This is a genomic window from Uruburuella testudinis, assembly GCF_022870865.1.
Taxonomy (GTDB): Bacteria; Pseudomonadota; Gammaproteobacteria; order Burkholderiales; family Neisseriaceae; genus Neisseria; species Neisseria testudinis.
On the sequence record NZ_CP091508.1, the window covers coordinates 2,833,489 to 2,848,782 of the forward strand.

The window sequence follows — 15,294 nt, forward strand, 5'->3', positions numbered from 1 at the left end:
CATCATTAAAATAAAATAAAACCGACAAAAAAACAGGCAGCTGTGTCTGCCGAAAACTAACGCATCATTTTACCACCGAATGTTGTTGGCATCATAGCGCTAAAACCGCGCACCTCATCAATGAGATTATTATTATGGCATTACTGAATATTTTAAAATACCCCGACGAGCGCCTGCACACCGTTGCCGCGCCCGTTGCCGAAATCGATGGCCGCATCAAAACCCTGGTGGCCGACATGTTTGAAACCATGTATGCCTCACACGGCATCGGCCTGGCCGCCACACAGGTAGACGTGCACGAGCGCGTGGTGGTGATGGATCTCACCGAAGAGCACAACGAGCCGCGCGTATTCATCAACCCCACCATCACGCATAAAGACGGCGAAACCACTTACGAAGAGGGCTGCCTGTCGGTACCCGGCATTTACGACACCGTAACCCGCGCCGAACGCGTTACCGTAGAAGCCTTTGATGAAAACGGCGAAAAATTCACCCTCGAAGCCGACGGCCTGCTGGCCATCTGCATCCAACACGAGCTCGACCATCTGATGGGCAAAGTGTTTGTCGAATACCTGTCGCCGCTGAAACAAAACCGCATCAAAACCAAATTGAAAAAACGTGCCAAACACGACCTCTAAACCTTTTCAGACGGCCTCCAATATGAACGTGATTTTCGCCGGCACACCCGATTTTGCCGCCGCTGCCCTTAAAGCCATCGCCGCTGCGGGTTTCCAAATACCGCTGGTGCTCACTCAGCCCGACCGCCCCAAAGGCCGCGGCATGCAGCTGCAAGAGAGCCCGGTCAAACAGGCGGCGCTCGAATTGGGCTTAAGCGTGGCTCAACCTGCTTCATTGCGCCACGAAGCAGCACAAGCCTTATTGCGCGAACAAAACGCCGATGTGATGGTGGTGGCCGCCTACGGGCTGATTCTGCCGCAAGCCGTGCTCGACACGCCCAAACACGGCTGCCTCAACATCCACGCCTCTTTGCTGCCGCGTTGGCGCGGTGCGGCACCGATTCAGCGCGCGATTGAAGCGGGCGATACCGAAACCGGCGTCTGCATCATGCAGATGGATGCAGGGTTGGACACCGGCGATGTGGTCAGCGAACACCGCTACAGCATCCGCCACACAGACACTGCCAATGAAGTGCACGACGCTTTAATGCACATCGGCGCACAGGCGATTGTTGCAGATTTACAACAACTACAGCAAACAGGCCGTCTGAACGCCACACCACAACCCGAAAACGGTGCAACCTATGCACAAAAACTCAGCAAAGAAGAAGCCAAAATCGATTGGCACGAACCCGCCACAGTGATTGAACGCAAAATCCGTGCCTTCAACCCCGTGCCCGGCGCTTGGACCGAATATCAAGGCAAACCACTGAAAATCTGGCAGGCAGAAGTGGTCGCCCAAAGCGGCGAACCGGGCACCGTATCGGCCATATCTTCAGACGGCCTCATCGTGGCCTGCGGCGAAGGCGCCTTGAAAATTACCGAATTGCAGCCCGCCGGCAGCAAACGCATGCCGATTGCCGCCTTCGCCGCCGGCCGCAGCATCGCAAAAGGCACACAATTATGAGCATGGCACGCGCCCAACAACTGGCTGCCCAAAGCATTGCCGCCGTGGCTGAAGGCCGCAACCTGCAAGATGCACTGGCCGACATCCGCGCCGCCCATCCCGACTTGAGCGCACAAGAAAACGGCGCCCTGCAAGACATCGCTTACGGCGTGCAGCGTTATGCCGGCAGCCTGCGCTTTATGCTGGCACAAATGCTCAACAAGCCCATCACCAACCTACAACTTGAAAGCCTGCTGCTGGCGGCCATGTACCAACTGCACCACAGCCGCAACGCCCCCCACGCGGTGGTCAACGAAGCCGTAGAGAGCATCGCCAAAATCGGCAAAGGCCAGTTCCGCTCGTTTGCCAACGCCGTTTTGCGCCGCTTTTTACGCGAGCGAGACCAATTGGCGGCCGCCTGCAAAAAAAACGATGTCGCCAAACACAACCTGCCCGAATGGTGGATTGCCTATTTGCGCCACCACTACCCGAAATATTGGCACAACATCCTCACCACACTGCAAACCCACCCGCCGATGACGCTGCGCATCAACCGCCGCCGCGGCAATGCCGAAAGCTATCTGGCCACGCTGGCCGAAGCCGGCATCGCCGCCAAAGCGCTCGACGATTACGCCGTGCAACTGGCCGAACCGCTGCCCGTTGCCCAACTGCCGGGTTTTTCAGACGGCCTGGTATCGGTGCAGGATTTCGGCGCACAACAAGCCGCCTACCTGCTCAAACCGCAACACGGCGAACGCATACTCGATGCCTGCGCCGCCCCCGGCGGCAAAACCGGCCACCTGCTCGAATTGGCCGACTGCCGCGTAACCGCGCTCGACATTGATGAAACCCGTTTGGCCCGCGTACAAAGCAACCTCGACCGCTTAGGTTTTCAGACGGCCTCTTTGGCCTGCGCCGACGCACAAGACCTGAGCGCGTGGTATGATGGCAGACCGTTTGATGCCGTTTTGGCCGACGTACCCTGCACCGCCTCGGGCGTAATACGCCGCAACCCCGATATCAAATGGTTGCGCCGGCCCGGCGATGCCGCCAAAACCGCCCGCCAGCAAGAAGCCCTGCTAGACGCTTTGTGGCAAACCCTGACAAAAAACGGCAGAATGCTGCTGGCCACCTGCTCGATTTTTGAAGAAGAAAACGCGCAGCAACTGCAAAAATTTTTAACCCGCCATGCCGATGCCGAGCTGCTCGAATCGCATGTGCTCTTACCCGGCAAGCACCAAGATGGCTTTTATTACGCGCTTATTCAAAAGCAGTAAACTGCTGCTGTTGCCCATTCTGCTGGCTTGGTCTTTTCAGACGGCCGCAGAAGGCATCGGCACAACCCGCGCACAAGCCAAGCTCACCGCTTCCGGTCAGCTGCTCATCAGCAGCCGTTTCCAAACCGAGCTGCCCGACCAGCTCCGGCAGGCGCTCTCACAAGGTGTGCCGCTGAATTTCACCCTGAGCTACCAGCTTTCCGCCCCCACAATTGCCGCCTACCGGTTTAAAATCAGCCAAATCGTCAGCAGCGACAACCAAGTGCAATACAAGCTTTCCTACCATCCGCTCACCAACCGCTACCGCGTTACCGTCGGCACCTTTTCCACCGAATACAACGCCCTGGATACCGCCTTGCGCGGTATCGGCGCCATCGCCAACTGGCGCGTGCTCACCGAAGGCACGCTCAGCGGCATTTCCGCCAACGAAGCCAAAGCGGAAATCCGGCTGGTGCTGAGCACTTCGCAGCTGCCCAAGCCCTTCCAAATCAACGCGCTCAACTCAAGAAGCTGGCAACTCGATTCAGGCTGGAAAACCTTGAGCATCACACAGGAATAAACCATGCGGCGCTTCTTGCTTATCGCCGGCTTCCTCGCCGTTGTTTCGCTCTACACCCTCACGGTGGCCACCGGCAATGCCAGCAAACTCGCCGATTATTTCTGGTGGATTATCGCCGCATCCGCCATCTTGATTACCGTATTGCTGATGGTGTTGCTGCGCTACGTATGGCTGCTGATGCGCGACAGCCGCCGCGGCATTTTCGGCTCGCAAATCGCCCGCCGCCTCGCCGGCATGTTTACCCTGGTGGCAGTGCTGCCCGGGCTGTTTTTATTCGGCGTATCCGCCCAATTTATTTCCAACAGCATCAACTCATGGTTTGGCAACGACACCGAAGAAGCGCTCGAACGCAGCCTCAACCTGAGCAAATCCGCCCTCAACCTCACCCTCGACAACACCGTGCGCAAAGCCACGCCGGTGCAAATCGACTTAATCAGCGCCGCCTCACTCGATAACGACCTGGGCGAAGCATTGCGCCACTCGCCCACCGCCGCAGAATTCAGCCAACTGGCTATTTACAACCTGAGCAACAACCGTATCGAAGCCGAACGCAACCCCTACCGGCTGCCCGCCCCCGTGCTGGAGCAAACCACCCGCGAGCTGATCGGCCAATCCGGCTCCGCCCGCAGCATAGAAAACATCAACAACGTATTGTATGCACAAGGCTGGCTGTATTTGAACGACATCCAAAACCACACCTACGCCCTGTTTTTCCGCCAGCCCGTGCCGGCCAATGTGGCCAAAGACGCCACCCTGATTGAAGCCGCGCGCGCCAAATACGCCGAATTGAGCTATGCCAAACAAGGCCTGCAAACTTTCTTTCTGGTAACGCTGCTGGTTGCCGCCCTGCTGGCCATTATGCTGGCGCTGGTATTGGCGCTTTATTTCGCCCGCCGTTTTGTCGAACCCATCCTCTCGCTGGCCGAAGGCGCCCGCGCCGTGGCACAAGGCGATTTTTCACAACGACGGCCGATTTTCCGCAACGATGAATTGGGGCGGCTGACCCATCTGTTCAACCACATGACCGAACAGCTTTCCATCGCCCAAGACGCCAGCGAACACAACCGCCAGCAGCAGGAAGCCGCCCGCCACTATCTCGAATGCGTGCTCGAAAGCCTCACCACCGGCGTGATTACCGTTGATGATACAGGCCGCCTGAAAACCTATAACCGCAGCGCAGAAGAGATTCTAGACACCTCACTGGCGCACATGCTCGGCAGCAGCTGGTACGACTGGGCCGATCAATCGCCGCAGCAAGCCATTTTGGCCGAAACTTTCGCCGCCATCACCGACACCGCCGCCACCGGCAAAGCCATCGAGCTCAGCTACGCCGCCCCTGATGATGCCCGCATTCTACTGGCCAAAGCCACCATCCTGCCCGAAGACAACGGCAGCGGCATGGTGATGGTATTTGACGACATCACCGCCTTAGTGCGCGCCCAAAAAGACGCCGCCTGGGGCGAAGTGGCCAAACGGCTGGCACACGAAATCCGCAACCCGCTTACCCCGATCCAGCTTTCCGCCGAACGGTTGGCATGGAAATTGCAAGGCAAGCTGGGCGAACAAGATGCCCAGATTCTGATGCGCTCCACCGACACCATCGTCAAGCAGGTGGCCGCGCTCAAAGAAATGGTGGAAGCCTTCCGCAATTATGCCCGCGCGCCCTCCCTCCGGCCCGAAAAACACGACCTAAACCGGATTATTGAAGAAGTTTTACTGCTGTATGAAGGCAGTGCATGTACTTTTTCGGCCAACTTAAGTAATATACCGTTGTGGATAGCTGCCGACTCCGGTGCCATGCGGCAGGTATTGCACAATATTTTCAAAAATGCAGCCGAAGCCGCAGAAGAAGCCCCCTCACCACACGTCCGCATCGAAACACGGCAAAGCGACAACCGCCAAGCCCTGTTGACCGTAGCCAATAACGGCAAAAAATTCAGCAAAGAAATGCTGCATCACGCGTTTGAACCCTACGTTACCGACAAGCCCGCCGGCACCGGCTTGGGTTTGCCCGTAGTGAAAAAGATTATTGAAGAGCACGGCGGCCGCATCAGCCTGAGCAATCCTGCCGAAGGCGGCGCATGTGTCAAGATTGCCTTACCCGAACTGGTAGAAGAAACTTATGCGCAGCAGTGATATATTGATTGTAGACGACGAAATCGGCATCCGCGACCTCCTCTCGGAAATCCTCCAAGACGAAGGCTACACCGTTACCCTGGCCGAAAATGCCGAAGAAGCCCGCCAACTCCGCCACCAAACCCGGCCGGCAATGGTGTTGCTCGACATTTGGATGCCCGACTGCGACGGCATCACACTACTCAAAGAATGGGCAAAAAACGGCCAACTCAACATGCCCGTGGTGATGATGAGCGGCCACGCCAGCATCGACACCGCCGTTGAAGCCACCAAAATCGGCGCCCTCGATTTTCTCGAAAAACCCATCGCCCTGCAAAAGCTGCTCTCCACCGTCGACCGCGCACTCAAATACAGCGAAATGCAGGCCGCATCCGGCCTCTCGCTCGACAAACTGGGCAACAGCCCGGCCATTCAGGCGCTCAACCGCACCCTCGAAGCCGCCGTCAAACAAAACGGCTCGGTATTGCTCAACGGCGAACGCGGCTCCCCCTTCGAGCTGGTTGCCCGCTATTTCCACAAAAACGGCACCCCCTGGGTAGAGCCCGGCAAAACCGAACACATCGTCGATACCCCGCTCGAATTATTGCAAAAAGCCGGCGGCGGCATACTCTATCTCGGCGACATCGCCCAATACAGCAAAAACATCCAGCAAGGCATCGGCTTTCTGCTGAGCAAGGCAGACCGCTACAACGTGCGCATCATCTGCGCCGGCAGCCCGGCCGAAACAGCCGACAGCACCAACCAAGACACCCGGCTGATTGAATCGCTCTCAGCACTTACCGTCAACATCCCGCCGCTGCGCAGCCAGCCCGACGACATTATCTTTCTGGTCAACCAGATTCTGACCGAATTGGCGGAAACCCAAAAAATCGCACCGGTCAAATTCAGCACCGCCGCCCTCAACATCCTGCGCCAATACGACTGGCCGGGCAATCTCGAGCAATTGCGCAACGTCGTCAAAAGCCTCACGCTGACGGCAGATGAAGAAGAAGTCAACGAAGCCGCCGTGCACGCCGTTTTAGGGCAATTCTCACAAACACCGGTATCTGAAGTCGTGGGCGGTTTCAACTTCAACATGCCGCTGCGCGAGCTGCGCGAAGAGCTGGAACGGCGCTATTTCGAATACCACATCGCCCAAGAAGGCCAAAACATGAGCCGCGTGGCACAAAAAGTGGGGCTGGAACGCACCCACCTTTACCGCAAACTGAAACAGCTCGGCATTCATTTTTCCCGCCGCGGCAACAATGATAAAGGCAGCGGCGAATAAATACCGCCCGCCCGCAGATGAGGCCGTCTGAAACTTTCAGACGGCCTCATTTTCTTCCATAAAAGCAAGCTTACCCATTCATGAAAGTAAGCTGACCAGGCGGCGAGCCGAAGGCAGCACAAGGGTAAGACGAGCCAACGCTGCTATAGATTCGGCAATTTTAATGCTAAAAATCTTTTGTTAATTTCTTTTTAAAACAATTAGATTTATTTAAAAAATTCAGTTATTCAATTGCCGTTTCTATCGGTTATTTTTGCAAATAACATGAGTGGCTCACACAACAAAGATTGCCCGGTATACGCCGAGGTGTTGGCGAGGCAGCTGAAGTGGGAGTAGAAACAGGCCGTCTGAAAATGATGGTGATGGAATGCGCAATGAAGCAAACCTGCGGTTTGCCGCCCTCTCCCCAACCCTCCCCCACAGGGGAGGGAGCCAGATTGCTGAATCGGTGAGATTGGCGGGAAAAACAAACGCCGGCCAAAACGTGCAACGGCAAACACAACAGCAACCGAATTCCCTTTCCCTTTCCCTTGGGCGCGGGTTAGGGAGAGGGCATAAGCCACGAAGCTTGAATAACGGTTAGGCCGTCTGAAACCCATTCACAACAGTAAGCTGGCCAGGCCGCGAACCGAAGACAGTACACACATATGGGGCTAGTTGACTTCGCGCTTCAGCGCCTTAGCAAAACCAATCCTCTTCGAGCTCAGGCGAGCCAACGCAATTAGGTTATCTTTGTGAATGGGTATGACTTTTGTGAACAGCTAGGGTGTCCTGATGTGTCGTTTATGAGGGGATTTTTGTTCCTGGAAACGCAGATGCAAGGCAAAAAACACAGCAAGATTGGGCATCTTGCGAGGCTTTTTAACGCAGCAGATGTGCTTTTAGCGCAAAAAAGATGATGATATATGACACATCATGACACCCTAGCAGCCTGTTTTGATAAATCAACCTCAATCAAACGCCAATGCCCACAATTTTCGCGCACCCTCGGTAAAGGCCGTCTGAAAATTTTCTACGGCCTCAGCTTGCCCATCGGTGTAGCTCACCGTCAGCAGCCACGACTGCGGCAACATGGTGTAATTGATGCCTAAGCCGCCGGGGCTGGTGGGGGCAAAGGCAAAATTACGGATAATTTCACCGTCGCCCAATGTAGAAGTGGATAAAAAATCTTCGCACAACAATCCATAAGCCTTATCGTCAAACCATGCCGGCACGCTGCCCCGCTGCTGAGCCATCAGCTTCAAACCCAACAGATGCCGGTTGACACCGTGGCCGGTTTTGCAGGCTTTGACCCGGTTTTTATGTTCGACCAAAGCCGCCTGCAACACAGCCTTATCTGCCGCACCTTCTGCCAACGCCTGCACCAGGCACAAGGATGCCATCGACAGCGGCCGGATACATTCGGTGCGGCCGCTTTGGAAATGGCTGACATCAACCGCTTCATAAGTGTTGCGCACCCTGCCCCAAGTGCGCAGTTGGGCATATTGCAGGGCAAACTGAATCAGCGCATCTTGGCTGATGCCTTTTTGCGCTGGCTGCGGCCAACTGATTTCGCAACTGCTCACGCGCATGGCGGCGGCCTGATCGGCATACTGCGCCTGCCATTGCGGCCAAGCCTGCTGTTGTGCCGCGGTCAGCACCCATTCCTTTCGGCTCGGCGCCAATTCTGCCACCGCCACACCGGCAGGGTTTGCCAACTGCTGCAAAATCCGCGCCACCATGCCTTTAATCATGCCGCCGTCGGGCCAAGTGTGTTCGCAATGCACCGCCAGATGGCCGCCGGCCAAATTGTAGCGGTAGCCCAAAGGTTTATACACCCAACCGCCGCTGTTGAACGTGGCGGCATGCAATTCCTCATCTTCACTCAAACCGGGCATGTCTTGCAGGCTGATGTGAAACAAATCCTCCCGCATCTGTGCCAGCAGTTCGGCGTTTTGCGAAACCTGTGCCAACGCATGGCAAACTGGAGCTCCACGTTTGCTGCCGAGCAAGGCCGGCGTAGCAACGGGATACGGATTTTCTGCCGTATCGGCGATAATCTGTAACAAGGCCGTCTGAAACGCTTCCGCCGCATAAGGCCTGCCTTGCCCATCCAATGCAGGCAGGCGGTAATAATAGCCATGCCAAAAAACGCCGATGCACCGCCCCTCAGCAGCCGCTGCGGCAAATTCATAGCGGTCGCAATCGGGCGCAGCCACCCGCACCGCCCCCTGCAACACCCGCCATTGCCGCAGACATACTGGCTGCCCTTGCGGTGTTTGCGCCGCTTCAATGCGCCCGTGCAGATAATCGGCATGCACCGCCGCTGCGGCCGCCACCCAACGCGCCAAGCCTTCCACCCCTTTCAGACGGCCTTGATGCTCGACGGCAAAACCCACGTTAGACACCAACGGCAACGGTTCGCGGCCGGCCAGATAGCTTTGCAGCCAGGCATCAATCAGCCAGCTCGAATTTTGCTTCTCTGCGGCAAAACGCAACAGGTCTTGTTGCAATTGTGCCCCTTCATGCGCCACAAACTGCGTCGTCAGCGCTTGCGTATGGGCAAATTCCGCATCATCCAACAGCGGGCGCACCCATTGCAGATAACGTTCGGCCGTTTCAGCCAACGGCGGCACAGGCAATAAAGGCGTGCTATTCATCATATTTTCCTCTTAAAACCGCTTTCAGACGGCCTAGGGTGTCCTGATGTGTCGTTTATGGAGGGATTTTTGTTCCTGGAAATGCAGATGCCAGGCAAAAAACGCAGCAAGATTGGACATCTTGCGAGGCTTTTTAACGCAGCAGATGCGCTTTTAGCACAAAAAAGATGATGATATATGACACATCAGGACACCCTAGGGTGTCCTGACCTTCTCATATAAACTTTAACATAAATTAAAAAAATAGAACATTTTGTTTTCAGACGGCCCCGTCTTCCTGCCGATACAAACAATCACAGCCTGCTGTGCAAGAGGCCGTCTGAAAAATGTCATCTCATTTGAGAAAACAAACCGGTATTGGGGCATCTTTACCATTTGTTTTCAGTGGCAAAAAACACCCGCAAATCAAATGGTCAGGCTCCCCGAAACCATCCCACGTCACCACCATGCGGCGCGGCGGGCCGCAGACGGTACGGCGGAGCAAGACAACGCAGTCTGATGACCCGGGTTGCTTTTACAAATGGATATTATTGATTGAAAAAGCCGCCGCTTCATGTTCTAATCAAACCGACGAAACAGGGGTGCTGCCACATGGCGGCTGAGAGTTACCCTTTACACCCGAACAAGATAATACTTGCGTGGGGAGTTTTCAGCGTATTTCTTTTCAGACGGCCTCAAACCATCCGATGCCGTCTGAAAAACCCAAATGCTCCTGTTTTCTTTCATTCCACCGAATTTATAAAAAACAGGAGCAACTTTCATGGCCGGCAAACCCACCGAATCGCAGCAACTCGACCAACTTTCGCACGACTTGGGCATCCAGTTTGCCTATCCGAATTCCGACAAAATCTATGTGCAAGGCAGCCGCGCCGATATGCGCGTGCCTTTGCGCGAAATCAGGCAGGACGACACCTTGTCGGCACAAGGCAGCGAGCCGAATCCGCCGATTCCCGTTTACGACACCAGCGGCCCCTACGGCGATTTGAATGCCGCCATCGACCTCAAACAAGGCTTGGCGGCGGTGCGCAACGCGTGGATTGCCGAGCGCGGTGACACCGAGCAGCTGGCCGGATTGTCGAGCGAATACGGCCAAGCACGGGCGCACGACCCGAAAACGGCGCATTTGCGTTTCAATCAAATCACCCGCCCGCTGCGTGCCAAAGCAGGCAGCAACGTTACCCAGATGCACTATGCGCGGCGCGGCATCATCACGCCGGAAATGGAATTTGCCGCCATCCGCGAGCGCATGAAGTTAGATGAACTGATGCGCGATGCACGTTATGAAAAGCTGCTCAAGCAACACGCGGGCGAAAGCTTCGGCGCCAACATTCCCACCCATCCCGACCACATCACGCCCGAATTCGTGCGCAGCGAAGTGGCCGCCGGCCGCGCGATTATCCCCGCCAACATCAACCACCCCGAGCTGGAACCGATGATTATCGGCCGCAATTTCCGCGTTAAAATCAACGGCAACCTCGGCAATTCGGCGGTAACGAGCTCGCTCACTGAAGAAGTGGAAAAAATGGTGTGGTCGTTGCGTTGGGGGGCCGACACCATTATGGATTTGTCGACCGGCGCGCATATTCACGAAACGCGCGAATGGATTATCCGCAACGCGCCCGTGCCCATCGGCACCGTGCCGATTTATCAGGCGCTGGAAAAAGTGGGCGGCATTGCCGAAGATTTAACCTGGGATTTGTTCCGCGACACCTTAATCGAGCAGGCCGAACAGGGCGTGGATTATTTCACCATCCATGCCGGTGTGTTGCTGCGCTATGTACCGCTCACCGCCGGGCGCCTCACCGGCATCGTGTCGCGCGGCGGCTCGATTATGGCCAAGTGGTGTCTGGCGCACCATCAAGAAAATTTCCTTTACACCCGCTTTGACGAAATCTGCGAAATCATGAAGGCTTATGATGTCTCGTTTTCACTCGGCGACGGCCTGCGCCCGGGCTGCATTGCCGATGCCAACGATGAAGCGCAGTTTGGTGAATTGCACACGCTGGGCGAACTCACCGCCAAAGCCTGGCAGCATGATGTGCAGGTGATGATTGAAGGCCCCGGCCATGTGCCGCTGCAACGGGTGAAGCAAAACATGACCGAAGAGCTGCAACATTGCTTTGAAGCGCCGTTTTACACCCTCGGCCCCTTGGTTACCGACATTGCGCCGGGCTACGACCACATCACTTCCGGCATCGGCGCGGCCAATATCGGCTGGTATGGCACCGCCATGCTTTGTTATGTTACCCCGAAAGAGCATTTGGGCCTGCCCGACAAAGAAGACGTGCGCACCGGCATCATCACCTACCGCATCGCCGCCCATGCCGCCGATTTGGCCAAAGGCTGGCCGGGCGCGCAATTGCGCGATAATGCCTTATCGAAAGCACGGTTTGAATTCCGCTGGCGCGACCAGTTTCGCCTGGGCCTCGACCCCGAACGCGCCGAAAGCTACCACGACCAAACCCTGCCTGCCGAGGGTGCGAAAATCGCCCATTTTTGCTCGATGTGCGGCCCCAAATTCTGCTCGATGAAGATTACGCAGGAAGTGCGCGATTATGCCGCCGCACAACAAGGCATGCAGGAAAAAGCGGTGGAATTTGTGGAAAAAGGCGCCAAGCTTTACAGCTGAAGCGTGCGCAATCTCTGTTCATACAATAACCTGCCGGCATTGGCACAGGCTTTTATTGGATGAATAGATATAATGCTACAGGCCGTCTGAAAGCTTTCAGACGGCCTGTAGCATTATCGGTCGTTTATTCGTGTAAAAACACACTTTCCGACAACGGCGCGCGTGCCGAGCGCCATTGGTTGATCACCGCATCATAATCGGGGCGGCCGAACGAAATGCCGAACAACAGCTTCCATTCAGGCGCGATACCCAGCGTTTCACGCACCACATCGGCATAATAGCCGAGATAGGTCTGCGGCACACCGCCGAAGCCGTGAGCGGTAAGCGAGAGCAGAAAGGTTTGCCCATACATGCCGACATCGCCGGCCACGCGCACATTGTCGGCCACCGAGGGCATAAACAGAAACGCCGCATGCGGGGCGCCGAAAAAGCGCAGGTTCTCCAGCCATGATTCGCGCCGGCCGGCTTTATCGTTGCGGTCGAGGCCGATGGCGGCAAAATAAGTTTTGCCCAATTCTTTCATGCGCGCGGTATTTTCGGCCGGATATTCTCTGTCGCCATACGGGAAATCAGGCTTGGGGTTATCGGCGGCGGCCACCAGCGCGGCGGCCAGTTTATCTTTTGCCGCGCCCGACACAATATGCATTTTCCACGGCTGGGTGTTGCTGTTGGAAGGGCTCAGCTGCGCCTCTTCCAACACCAGGTTTAATTCTGCACCGGTGAGCGGCTCAGGCAGAAATTTGCGGACAGATTGCCGTTGGCGCACAGTTTCTGAAAACGTTTTGTCAATCATCATCACTTCCTTTCCATTACCAAACATGTTTGAAGCCGCCCGATTGCGCAGCTGTGCATTCGATTATGGCACAAACTTGCGGGCATTCACACCTAGGGTGTCCTGACAATTCAGCCATCATACGAGACGGCAGGCTGACGCCATCAGATAATTGTCAGTGAATGGGTATTCAGTTAAACGACTGTCAGCCGCCAAACGGCTGATCCGCCGCAAAGGCTACATACTTTGCGCCGAACACCGCCACTTGTACGCCTTCGCTCCACAAGCCGCATTCCAGCGCCAAACGGGCGCGTTTGCTCCGTTGCAGCGCCTGCCCGAACGTCGAGCGCGTTGTTTCGTCTATGCGGCACACGGCCGTCAACGCGCCTTTGGCCGGCTTTAAGTAGCGGATATGGCTTTCCTGAATCACAATATTGGCATTGTCAAAACCGGTTTGCGCAAACACCGCCGCCCAACCGCACACCGTGCCGGCCAACACCATGCTGCCGCCAAACACGGTGTTGTGATGATTACGGTTGGCGGCAAACGGCAGCTGCAACACCAGCTTTTCAGGCCGGCTCTCGAGCACGGCAACGCCCAACGCTGCGGTTGCGGGAATGTGGTGGTGCAAAAAAGTTTGCAGTTCGGTTGCAGTCATCGCCAAACGCCTGTCGGTTGTCATGCCGCCATTATATCGGCAACTGCGGGCGGCGGCACAGCCGGTTTGCTTTCTTTCAAACGGCGCTCCGGCAACGAATAGCGGCACAATCTGCGGGCAATACCGCCGATATGGTTTCAGGCCGTCTGAAAGCACGTTACAATAAGCCGTTACCGGCTGTCGGCAATATGCCGCAGCATACCCGCTATCTTGATGCGCAAACATAAAAATGTTGCCACGCTTTTACCCAAGGGCAGCCTGACCATTTTAAATGCACAGCATGCCCGACAACGCAGCCGGTTATTTTGATTAATCAGGTTTCAGACGGCCTCAGGACAGCTATGCCCGCTCCCATTACTTTGGTTTGGTTCCGCCGCGATTTGCGCCTGTTTGACCACACCGCCTTGCAAACCGCCATACGGCGCGGCCTGCCGCTGGCCGGCGTGTTTGTGTTCGACACCGATATTCTTGACTCCCTGCCCGCCGACGACCGCCGCCTGAGTTTTATCCACGACAGCTTGGCCGCGCTGAAAGCCGCAATGGCCGCAAAAAACCTGCCGCTGTGGGTGCTGCACGGGCGCGCCGTCACCGAAATCCCCCGCCTGGCCGCCCGGCTCAATGCCGCCGCCGTAGTGTGTGCCGAAGATTATGAGCCGCAAGCCGTCGAACGCGACAATCTTGTGTGGCGCCGGCTCGATGCCGACAACCGCACGCTGGTGCGGGTGACCGATCAGGTAGTGCTGGCCAAAGCCGCGGTGATGACGCAGCAGGGCCGCCCCTACACCGTGTTTACCCCTTACAAAAAAGCCTGGTTGCAAACCTGGCGGCAGCAGTTTTCAAGCTGGCAGCCCGCCGATGATTGGGCGACACTGGCCGCACTGCAAACCCGCCTGCCCGAAGCCGCCCGCGCCCCTTTGCCCCTGCCCGCACTCGAAAAGCTCGGCTTCCACCGCCAACACGCCGTGCCGCCCGGCGGCGAAGCGGCCGCACAAGCGCAACTGGGCGATTTCCTGCCGCGCTTGGCCGAATACCACCTCGCCCGCGACTTTCCCGCCAAAAAAGGCACTTCTTACTTATCGCCCTATCTGCGTTTCGGCATGCTCTCGCCCCGCCATTTGGTGTATTTGGCGCAACAGGCCGACAATGAAGGCGCCGCCGCCTGGCTGAACGAGCTGATTTGGCGCGAATTCTACCAGCAGTTTCTTTACCACCACCCCCACGCCGCCCACCAAAGCTGGCGCCGCGAATACCGCAATCTGGCTTGGGAGCACCATCCCGAGCGGCTGGCACGCTGGCAGCAAGGTCAAACCGGCTATCCGATTATCGATGCCGCCATGCGCCAGCTCAAACACAGCGGCCAGATGCACAACCGCCTGCGCATGATTACCGCCAGTTTTTTAAGCAAAGACCTGCTCCTCGACTGGCGGCTGGGCGAAGCCTGGTTTGCCGCACAACTGCTCGATTTCGACTTGGCCGCTAACAACGGCGGCTGGCAGTGGGCTGCCGGCACCGGCTGCGATGCGCAACCTTATTTCCGCATTTTCAACCCGGTGCTGCAATCCCAGAAGTTCGACCCCCAAGGCCAGTTTATCCGCCGCTATGTGCCCGAACTGGCGCATTTGAGCGCCGAGGTCATCCACGCGCCCTGGCGTGCCAAATCCAGCATCGACACCCACGGCTATCCGCCGCCCATCGTTGATCATGCCGTGCAGCGGGAAAAAGCGCTGGCCTTGTTCAAACAGGCAGAGAGGCCGTCTGAAAGCTGACGACACAGCCTGTCGATATCGCAATGCC

11 protein-coding genes and 1 riboswitch are annotated in these 15,294 nt (G+C 56.6%); of the genes, 8 read left to right on the forward strand and 3 right to left on the reverse strand.

Going from position 1 to position 15,294, the window contains the following annotated elements; all coding sequences use genetic code 11:
* Nucleotides 1-134: 134 nt before the first annotated feature.
* The 6 genes from def to LVJ83_RS13010 are packed head-to-tail and all read left to right on the forward strand — an operon-like array spanning nucleotide 135 to nucleotide 6,802.
* The gene (gene def / locus LVJ83_RS12985) at nucleotides 135-638 is read left to right on the forward strand and encodes a peptide deformylase (protein WP_244785066.1); all 504 of its coding nucleotides are present in this window, start codon (nucleotides 135-137) and stop codon (nucleotides 636-638) included.
* A gap of 22 nt (nucleotides 639-660) precedes the next feature.
* Nucleotides 661-1,584: a methionyl-tRNA formyltransferase gene (fmt, locus tag LVJ83_RS12990; RefSeq protein ID WP_244785067.1), complete on the forward strand. Its 924-nt coding sequence runs from the start codon at nucleotides 661-663 to the stop codon at nucleotides 1,582-1,584.
* Complete coding sequence (rsmB, locus tag LVJ83_RS12995) at nucleotides 1,581-2,840, forward strand: 16S rRNA (cytosine(967)-C(5))-methyltransferase RsmB (RefSeq protein WP_244785068.1); 1,260 nt, start codon at nucleotides 1,581-1,583, stop codon at nucleotides 2,838-2,840. Before fmt ends, rsmB begins: the two co-directional genes overlap by 4 nt.
* Complete coding sequence (locus tag LVJ83_RS13000; RefSeq protein ID WP_244785069.1) at nucleotides 2,806-3,399, forward strand: DUF4390 domain-containing protein; 594 nt, start codon at nucleotides 2,806-2,808, stop codon at nucleotides 3,397-3,399. The genes rsmB and LVJ83_RS13000 overlap by 35 nt, the downstream gene beginning before the upstream one ends.
* Nucleotides 3,400-3,402: 3 nt before the next feature.
* A complete protein-coding gene (locus tag LVJ83_RS13005) occupies nucleotides 3,403-5,535 on the forward strand; it encodes a sensor histidine kinase (protein ID WP_244785070.1) in 2,133 nt (710 codons plus the stop codon).
* A complete protein-coding gene (locus tag LVJ83_RS13010; protein WP_244785071.1) occupies nucleotides 5,522-6,802 on the forward strand; it encodes a sigma-54-dependent transcriptional regulator in 1,281 nt (426 codons plus the stop codon). Before LVJ83_RS13005 ends, LVJ83_RS13010 begins: the two co-directional genes overlap by 14 nt.
* 950 nt (nucleotides 6,803-7,752) lie before the next feature.
* Here the strand turns inward: LVJ83_RS13010 and LVJ83_RS13015 are convergent.
* Nucleotides 7,753-9,444, reverse strand: a complete 1,692-nt coding sequence (locus LVJ83_RS13015) for a choline/carnitine O-acyltransferase (RefSeq protein WP_244785072.1) — start codon at nucleotides 9,442-9,444, stop codon at nucleotides 7,753-7,755.
* Between the two features lie 564 nt (nucleotides 9,445-10,008).
* Nucleotides 10,009-10,103: riboswitch (TPP riboswitch) on the forward strand.
* Nucleotides 10,104-10,201: 98 nt separating this feature from the next.
* Between LVJ83_RS13015 and thiC the strand changes: the two genes are divergently transcribed.
* Nucleotides 10,202-12,070 (forward strand): phosphomethylpyrimidine synthase ThiC, encoded by a 1,869-nt coding sequence (thiC, locus tag LVJ83_RS13020; protein WP_244785073.1) that lies wholly within the window; start codon nucleotides 10,202-10,204, stop codon nucleotides 12,068-12,070.
* Between the two features lie 124 nt (nucleotides 12,071-12,194).
* Here thiC and LVJ83_RS13025 read toward each other — a convergent pair whose 3' ends face one another.
* Nucleotides 12,195-12,866: a nitroreductase gene (locus LVJ83_RS13025; protein WP_244785074.1), complete on the reverse strand. Its 672-nt coding sequence runs from the start codon at nucleotides 12,864-12,866 to the stop codon at nucleotides 12,195-12,197.
* A 181-nt stretch (nucleotides 12,867-13,047) separates the two neighbouring features.
* On the reverse strand, nucleotides 13,048-13,500 hold the full coding sequence (locus LVJ83_RS13030) for a YiiD C-terminal domain-containing protein (RefSeq protein ID WP_244785075.1): 453 nt from the start codon (nucleotides 13,498-13,500) through the stop codon (nucleotides 13,048-13,050).
* Between the two features lie 341 nt (nucleotides 13,501-13,841).
* Between LVJ83_RS13030 and LVJ83_RS13035 the strand changes: the two genes are divergently transcribed.
* Complete coding sequence (locus LVJ83_RS13035) at nucleotides 13,842-15,266, forward strand: cryptochrome/photolyase family protein (protein WP_244785076.1); 1,425 nt, start codon at nucleotides 13,842-13,844, stop codon at nucleotides 15,264-15,266.
* The last annotated feature ends 28 nt before the right edge of the window (nucleotides 15,267-15,294 follow it).

Excerpts from the sequence above, each read along its gene's own strand:
- LVJ83_RS13005 (WP_244785070.1), top strand. The coding sequence starts at position 3,403 with ATGCGGCGCTTCTTGCTTATCGCCGGCTTCCTCGCCGTTGTTTCGCTC.
- def (WP_244785066.1), top strand. The coding sequence starts at position 135 with ATGGCATTACTGAATATTTTAAAATACCCCGACGAGCGCCTGCACACC.
- LVJ83_RS13035 (WP_244785076.1), top strand. The coding sequence starts at position 13,842 with ATGCCCGCTCCCATTACTTTGGTTTGGTTCCGCCGCGATTTGCGCCTG.
- rsmB (WP_244785068.1), top strand. The coding sequence starts at position 1,581 with ATGAGCATGGCACGCGCCCAACAACTGGCTGCCCAAAGCATTGCCGCC.
- LVJ83_RS13015 (WP_244785072.1), bottom strand. The coding sequence starts at position 9,444 with ATGATGAATAGCACGCCTTTATTGCCTGTGCCGCCGTTGGCTGAAACG.
- LVJ83_RS13010 (WP_244785071.1), top strand. The coding sequence starts at position 5,522 with ATGCGCAGCAGTGATATATTGATTGTAGACGACGAAATCGGCATCCGC.
- LVJ83_RS13030 (WP_244785075.1), bottom strand. The coding sequence starts at position 13,500 with ATGACTGCAACCGAACTGCAAACTTTTTTGCACCACCACATTCCCGCA.
- thiC (WP_244785073.1), top strand. The coding sequence starts at position 10,202 with ATGGCCGGCAAACCCACCGAATCGCAGCAACTCGACCAACTTTCGCAC.
- LVJ83_RS13025 (WP_244785074.1), bottom strand. The coding sequence starts at position 12,866 with ATGATGATTGACAAAACGTTTTCAGAAACTGTGCGCCAACGGCAATCT.
- LVJ83_RS13000 (WP_244785069.1), top strand. The coding sequence starts at position 2,806 with ATGGCTTTTATTACGCGCTTATTCAAAAGCAGTAAACTGCTGCTGTTG.
- fmt (WP_244785067.1), top strand. The coding sequence starts at position 661 with ATGAACGTGATTTTCGCCGGCACACCCGATTTTGCCGCCGCTGCCCTT.